The following is a 7029-nucleotide window of genomic DNA, read 5'->3' as shown; positions in this document are numbered from 1 at the left end:
CCCGCCGGCCCCGGGCTTCGCGCCCGCGCCGGCACCACCGCCGGCGCCGGTGGCGGCGATCAGCTGCGCCGCCGCCTGATCGAGCGCCTTGATGCCCGCCTTGCCGCGATCCTCGACGACCAGCTTGAAGCCGCCCGCCGTGCCGATACCCCGCACCGAGGGCGGCGGGATCACCTTGACATCGGCATCGATGATATCGGCGGTGCTCTTCTCGACCGCCGCCTGCATCGCGGCGATGGTCTGCTTGTGCTTGGAGCGATCATCGTAGGGATCGAGCACGACGTAGATTTGCGCGGAATTGCTGGCGGCGGTGTTGCTGGTGGCGTCGACGCCGACGGTCGCGCTGATCGCGAACACGCCAGGGGTTGCGCGGATCGCCTTGACCAGCCGCTTTGAGACCGCGTCGGTACGGCGGAGCGATGTGCCCTCCGGCAGGCGCGCCGCGACGATCAGGCTGCCCTGATCCTGATCGGGGATGAAGCCCGTCGGCGTCGCCGCGATCCGCCAGCCGGTGATCAGCAACAGCCCGCCATAGACGATGAACATCAGCAGCAGCATCTTCACGAGCCGCCCCGTGAGCGATCCATAGCGATCGCCGAGCCGATCGAAGCCACGGTTGAACAGCTCGGCGCCGCGATGGAGCGGACGACGCCACGCGGGCAGATCCTCGGCCTTCACGTCCTTGTGCGGCTTCATCAGCAGCGCGGCGAGCGCGGGCGAAAGCGTCAGCGAGACGAGCAGCGAGATCAAAGTCGCGGTGGCGATGGTGAGCGCGAACTGGCGATAAAATTGCCCGGTGATGCCGCTGATCATGCCCGCCGGCACGAATACCGCGCACAACACCAGGGCGATGCCGATCAGCGCGCCGCCGACTTCGTCCATCGATCTGTGCGCGGCGGTGCGCGGATCATCGCCTTCCTCGATCCGCCGCGCGACATTTTCGATCACGACGATCGCATCGTCGACGACGATGCCGATCGCCAGCACCAGCCCGAACATCGAGAGATTGTTGAGGCTGAACCCCGCCGCCAGCATCATCGCGAACGTGCCGATCAGCGAAATCGGAATCGCCAGAACGGGCACCACCGCCGCGCGCCAGCTTTGCAGGAACAGCATCACGACGAGAATGACGAGCAGCAGCGCTTCCGCCAGCGTCTTGCGGACCTCCTTCAGCGACTCGGCGACATATTGCGTCGGATTATAGACGATCTGCGCCTTGAGCCCCGGCGGAAAGGTCTTGCCGAGTTCGGCGATCTTCTGCCGGATCGCGTTCGCGGTCTCGATCGCGTTGCTGCCGGGTAGCTGCTGCACCGCCGCGAGCACGGCATCATCATCGTTAAGATGCGCCTCGGTGGTATAATCCTGCGCGCCCAGCTCGACACGGGCGATATCGGAGACGCGCGTAACCCGCCCATCGGCATCGCGCTTGATGATGACGTCGCCGAATTCCTCGGGCTTGGTGAGCCGGCCCTTGGTCTGGATGTTGAGCTGATAGGCGCCGCCGCCTTCCTCGGTAGGATTCTGGTTGACCGTGCCGGCCGCGACCTGGACGTTCGAGCGCTGGAGTGCTGCCGTAATGTCCTCGGCGTCCAGTCCGCGCTCCGCGGCCTTGTTGGGATCGATCCAGATGCGGATCGAGAAATCGCGCGGGCCGCGGATCGTCAGATCGCCGACGCCCTTGATGCGCAGAAGCTGATCGCGAATGTTCAATGTGACATAGTTGCCGATATAGTCGCGATCGAGCGATTTGTCGGGCGAGGTGAAATGGATCGCCAGCAGCAGATCGGGCGAGCTCTTGCGCACGATGACGCCGGTCGACTGGACCTGGGACGGCAGCCGCGGCTGCGCCACCGCGACGCGATTCTGGACGAGCACCTGCGCTTTATCGAGATCGGTGCCGAGCTTGAAGGTGATCGTGATCTGCATCCGGCCGTCGCCGGTCGATTGCGAGGTCATGTAGAGCATGTCCTCGACGCCGTTGACCTGCTCCTCGATCGGCTCGGCGACCTGATCGGCGACGGCTTCGGCGGACGCGCCGGGATATTGCGCCGAGACCACCACGGTCGGCGGCACGATCTCGGGATATTGGGCGACGGGCAGCAGCGGATAGGCGATCGCGCCGAGCAGCACGATGACGATCGAAATCACCGCCGCGAAGATCGGCCGTTCGATGAAGAAATGGCTTATCCGCATCCGGGATGCGCGATCAGACGGGCGAGGCGGAGCTGGCGGCCGGCTCGGTATAAGGCGGGGCCGGCGGCGCGGCGCGCGGGACGATGCGGGTAGTCTTGGGCGTCACCTGCGCGCCGGGCCTGGCGCGCGCCAGCCCGGCAACGACGACCACCTCGTCGGGCTTGAGCCCGCTGCGGATCACGCGCAGCCCAGTGACGAGCGGCCCGATCTGAACGACGCGCTGGCGCACCTTGCCTTCCCTGTCGACGACCATGACCACCTGCCGCTCCTGATCGGCGCTGACCGCGTCATCGGGCACGAGCAGCGCTATATAAGGGGCCGAGCCCGGAAGCCGCATGTGACCGTAGAGCCCCGGCGTGAGCATGCCGCCGGGATTGGGCACGACGGCACGGCCGCGGATCACGCCCGAATTCACGTCGAGCGCATTATCGATGAAATCCAGCTTGCCGTGCCAGCGATAGGCGGACTCATCCTGAAGCTTGATGTCCACCGGATCGCCGACCGCGCGGCGATTGGCGCGCGTGCGTTTCAGGAACAGGCTTTCCGATGCCTGGAAGCCGAAGCGGATCGGATTGTCGTTGACGATCGAGCTCAGCACCGTCTGATCGGCGGTGACGAGATTGCCGACCGCGACGCGGCGATCGGAGATACGACCCGATAACGGCGCGCGGATCTGCGTGAAGGCGACGTTGAGCGCGGCGGCTTGCTGATTGGCCTGCGCGGCGCCGAGATCGGCACGCGCCTGCTGCGCGGCGGCCTTGCGCGCCTCCAGTTCCTGCTGGCTCCCGGCCTGCGCGGCGAACAGGGCCTGCGCGCGCTTCTGCTCGACTTCGGCATTGCTGAGCGTTGCCCGCGCCCGCGCGGTTTGCGCGGCGGCCTGCGCGAACGCAGCGCGATAAGGCCGTGGATCGATCACGAACAGGAGCTGGCCCTTGCGTACCGCCTGCCCGTCGCGAAAGGCGATCTGCGTGAGGTAGCCGCCGACTCGGGGACGCAGATCCACCGTGTCGATCGCCTCGAACCGACCGACATAATCATCCCAGTCGACGATCCGCTGCTGAAGCGGGACCGCGACCATGACCGTTGGGGGAGGAGGCGCGGGCTTCTGCGGTTTTTTGCAACCGATCAGGAGCAAGGCCGCCGCGAAGGCTGCTGCGGTTCTGCCGGCCATGAACCTTCCGTCTGAAGGCCGCGAGGGGTTGGGCGTCGCGGCTGGTTATGAGGTTGGGTTAGCACTGCTCCCCTAAATTGCGGATCGCAAGCCGGAAAATGCGGCGACGCAGCATGAGGCGCGATCAGGCCGCGAGCTTGATCCGGTTCCGTCCGCTGGCCTTGGCGGCATAGAGCGCGACATCGGCGCGCGACATCAACTCGCCCGGGGCCATGCTATCGTCCAGCGCCGCAACGCCGACGCTGACGGTGACGCCGGGGAGAGGCTTGCCTTCGGTCTCCACGACCGATTCGATCGACCGGCACAGGCGTTCGGCGACGATCGCGGCATCGTCCGCGTTGGCTCCCGGCATCAATATGCCGAATTCCTCGCCGCCGATCCGCCCGACGAGATCGCCGCTGCGAACCGCGCCGAGCGCCCGCAGCGCAACCCGTTGCAGCACCCGGTCGCCGACGACATGGCCATGTTCGTCGTTGACCGCCTTGAAATGATCGACATCGAAGATCGCCAGCGCGAAGGTCTGGCCCAATTCGCGCGACGCCTCGATCTGGCGGCCGAGATGCCGCTGGAAGGCGCGGCGATTGGCGAGCCCGGTGAGCTCGTCGGTCGCCGCGAGCGTCGCCGCCTCCGCAGCGCGCTGCTCGGCATCGCGCTTGGCAGAGAGAACATGCTCTTCCAGCCGCTTGCGATCGTCGATGTCGCGCAGCGTGCCCGTGGCGCCCATCACCTGGCCGGCGCCATCGCGCAGCGTGTGCATCGCAACTTCCATCCAGCGCCGGCCGCGATGCCCGGTCTGGAAATGGATCAGGCGACGGCTCGATTCGATCTCCCCGGTGAGCACCGGGCGTACCCAGCCTTCGAGCTCGTCACGGTCCTGCGTCTCGACATGATCGAGCCACGACGCCCCCATGCTGGACGAAAGCGGATAGCCGGAGATCGTGCTCCAGGCGGGGTTGAGATAGGTCCAACGCCCTGCGGCATCGGTGCAGAAAATGACCTCGCCGACATTTTCGACCACCGCCCGAAACCGTTCGGCGAGCCGATTGGCCTCGGCGGCGCGGGAATCGCGCTCCGTCAGCGCGCTCGCCACCGGGAGGGCCACGAGGAAGGTGGCGCCGAGATATAGCTGGAGCATCACCATCCGCAGCTCCGGCGTGAGCACGGTGGTGCGCGCGATCGGGCCATAATCATGCATCGTCGCCTCGATCGCGACGAGGGCGATGACGAGTACCGCGGCCAGCGCGCCGGCCTGGCGCTGGCGAAACGCCGCGAACATCGCGCACGGCAGCAGCAGGGACAGGCCGGGCAAGGTGACGTAGAAAAAGATCAGCGACGCCATGCCCGCGATCAGCGCGAGGATGCCGACGAGATCGGCGGCGCCATGCCTGATCCGGGCCCGCAACCGGGGATCCCGGTATAGCGCGATCGCGACCATCGCGGCGGGGGTGACGATCGCCAGGCTGAGCGCGCCCGCGCCATACCAGGCATACCAGCTCGCCACCCAGGCGGACCCGAACGCCTCATGCAGCGCGACCATGCCGAGCAGGGCGGGAACGAGCGGGGCGATCAGCGCGGCAGCGACCATCCGCAACACGTCTTCGACGCGATCGAAGGTGCCGAGAATGCCCCCCATACGCCGGATCAGCGCCGCCGCTGTGACGCTTTCGAGGATGTTCGCGAGCGGAAATGTCAGGATCGTGATCGGCGGCATGCCGCGCACCACGAGCGAGACGATCCCGGCCGCAAGCGCCCCCGCGAGCAGCGCGAGCCGCCCGCCGGACCGCCGCTTTTCCAGCAGCAAGGCCAGCAGGATGGCGTTGGGAAGCCAGAGTGCTGTGAGCCCGCGCTGATGCGGCAGCAGCTCGCTGAGCAAGCCTGCGACGAACAGCAGCACGCCGCTGGTCAGCGCCAGTGCCCACGGCCGCCTAGCAATATATGATTTTCCCCTCGCCACCCCTAAGCCCGCGCCGTTGCTTTCCCCGAATGTCCTAAGGGCGAAGGATTAAGGCCAGCTTAGGATACAGGCAAGCTGAGCCTCATCCGCTATTGCGCAATGCCGTGGCGATGGCGTTGATCGAAAGCTGGATGCCCTCGGCGATTCGCGGATCGCTTTCGCCCGCGCGATGGCGACGGATGAGTTCTATCTGCAGCAGGTTGAGCGGCTCGATATAAGGCAGGCGCAACCGCACCGAGGCATCGAGCTGGGGATTGTTTTCCAGCAGCCGCGATTGCCCGGTGATCGCCAGCAGACAATCGCGCGCTTTTTCCCAACCCGTTCTGATATTGTCGAAAATCGGGTGGAGCGGCGCCTCCACCAAACTAAGATAGCGTTGGGCGATCGCCATGTCCGATTTGGCGAGCACCATTTCGAGATTGTCGAGCGTGGTTGCGAAGAAGGGCCATTCGGCGGCCATCGCGCGCAGCAGCCCCTGGTCCTCGAACGCGGCAAATCCCGCGCCCGCGCCATACCAGCCGGGCAGCATCACGCGCGTCTGCGCCCAGCTAAACACCCATGGGATCGCGCGCAGATCCTCGATCCGATCCGATTTGGTCCTACTTGCCGGGCGCGATCCGATCTTGAGCCCGGCGATTTCCTCGATCGGGGTGAACTGGCGGAAGAAGGCGCGGAAGCCTTCGGTTTCATAGACCAGGCCGCGATAGGCGCGGAACGCCGTGGCCGAGAGGCCCCGCATCGCTTCATGGAAGCGCGCCTCGTCCCCGGTCTGCATCGGCGCGAGGCTGGTGACCACCGTCGCGGCGACGATCGCCTCCAGATTGATCGAGGCAGCGGCGCGGGTGCCATATTTGGCGGCGATCACCTCTCCCTGTTCGGTGATGCGGATGCGCCCTTCGACCGTGCCTGCCGGCTGCGCGACGATCGCCGCATAGGCTGATCCGCCGCCGCGCCCGACCGCGCCGCCGCGTCCGTGGAACAATTGCATCGCGACGCCGGCCCGCGCGAAGACGGGCTCGAGCGCGCGGCTCGCCTCGTTGAGGCTCCAGACCGAGGTCAGATAGCCGCCATCCTTGTTGCTGTCCGAATAGCCGACCATCACTTCCTGATGCCCGCGCGCCGCCACCCGCGCGGCGACCTCGGGCAGCGCGAAATATGCGGCCATCACACTGGGGCCGTTTTCCAGATCCTCGATCGTCTCGAACAAAGGCACGACCATCACATCGGCGCTTGGCGGGTCTCCGGGACGGTAGAGACCCGCCTCCTTGAGCAGGACATCGACCTCGAGCAGATCGGAGACGGTGGCGGTCTTAGAGATGATATAGGTGGTGATCGCCTCGCGCCCGTAGCGCCGGTGTGCATCTGCGGCAGCGGCGGCGATGGCGAGCTCGGAGCTGGTCTCGTCGCCATAGACGAGGTGCGGACCGGTGAGCGGGCGGGGCGAGGCGAGTTCGCCGCGCAGCAAGGCGATCCGGGCCGCCTCGTCGAGCGCGCTATAATCCGCCTCGACACCCGCGACCTTGAACAGCTCGGCGACGACGCGTTCGTGCACATCGCTGTTCTGGCGGAGATCGAGCGTGGCAAGGTGGAAGCCGAACGTCTCGACCGCGCGGATCAGGCGGCCGAGCGCACCGCCCGAGGCCAAAGTCGCGCCGCCGCCGCTGGCGAGGGCGTGCGCGAGCTCGACGAGATCGGCGCGCAGCGCGGCGGG

General features: G+C 66.7%; 4 protein-coding genes. All 4 read right to left on the bottom strand.

Annotated features, from left to right (window positions below; all coding sequences use genetic code 11):
* A partial coding sequence (locus HUU94_RS10395; RefSeq protein WP_174275013.1) for an efflux RND transporter permease subunit occupies positions 1 to 2193 on the bottom strand: 2193 nt, incomplete at its 3' end.
* A 13-nt stretch (positions 2194 to 2206) separates the two neighbouring features.
* Complete coding sequence (locus HUU94_RS10390; RefSeq protein WP_174275012.1) at positions 2207 to 3364, bottom strand: efflux RND transporter periplasmic adaptor subunit; 1158 nt, start codon at positions 3362 to 3364, stop codon at positions 2207 to 2209.
* 124 nt (positions 3365 to 3488) lie between these two features.
* A complete protein-coding gene (locus HUU94_RS10385) occupies positions 3489 to 5258 on the bottom strand; it encodes a sensor domain-containing diguanylate cyclase (protein WP_174275011.1) in 1770 nt (589 codons plus the stop codon).
* A gap of 142 nt (positions 5259 to 5400) precedes the next feature.
* The coding region (locus HUU94_RS10380; protein ID WP_174275010.1) for a phosphoenolpyruvate carboxylase at positions 5401 to 7029 on the bottom strand (1629 nt) is incomplete at its 5' end.

This window comes from Sphingomonas bacterium, assembly GCF_903644055.1.
GTDB lineage: Bacteria > Pseudomonadota > Alphaproteobacteria > Sphingomonadales > Sphingomonadaceae > Sphingomonas_I.
The sequence above is the reverse complement of the archived record's forward strand: the minus strand, read 5'-3'. Positions and strand labels throughout refer to the sequence as shown.

Bases quoted from the DNA above. Each gene is read 5' to 3' on its own strand.
- HUU94_RS10390 (WP_174275012.1), bottom strand. From the start codon at position 3,364: ATGGCCGGCAGAACCGCAGCAGCCTTCGCGGCGGCCTTGCTCCTGATC.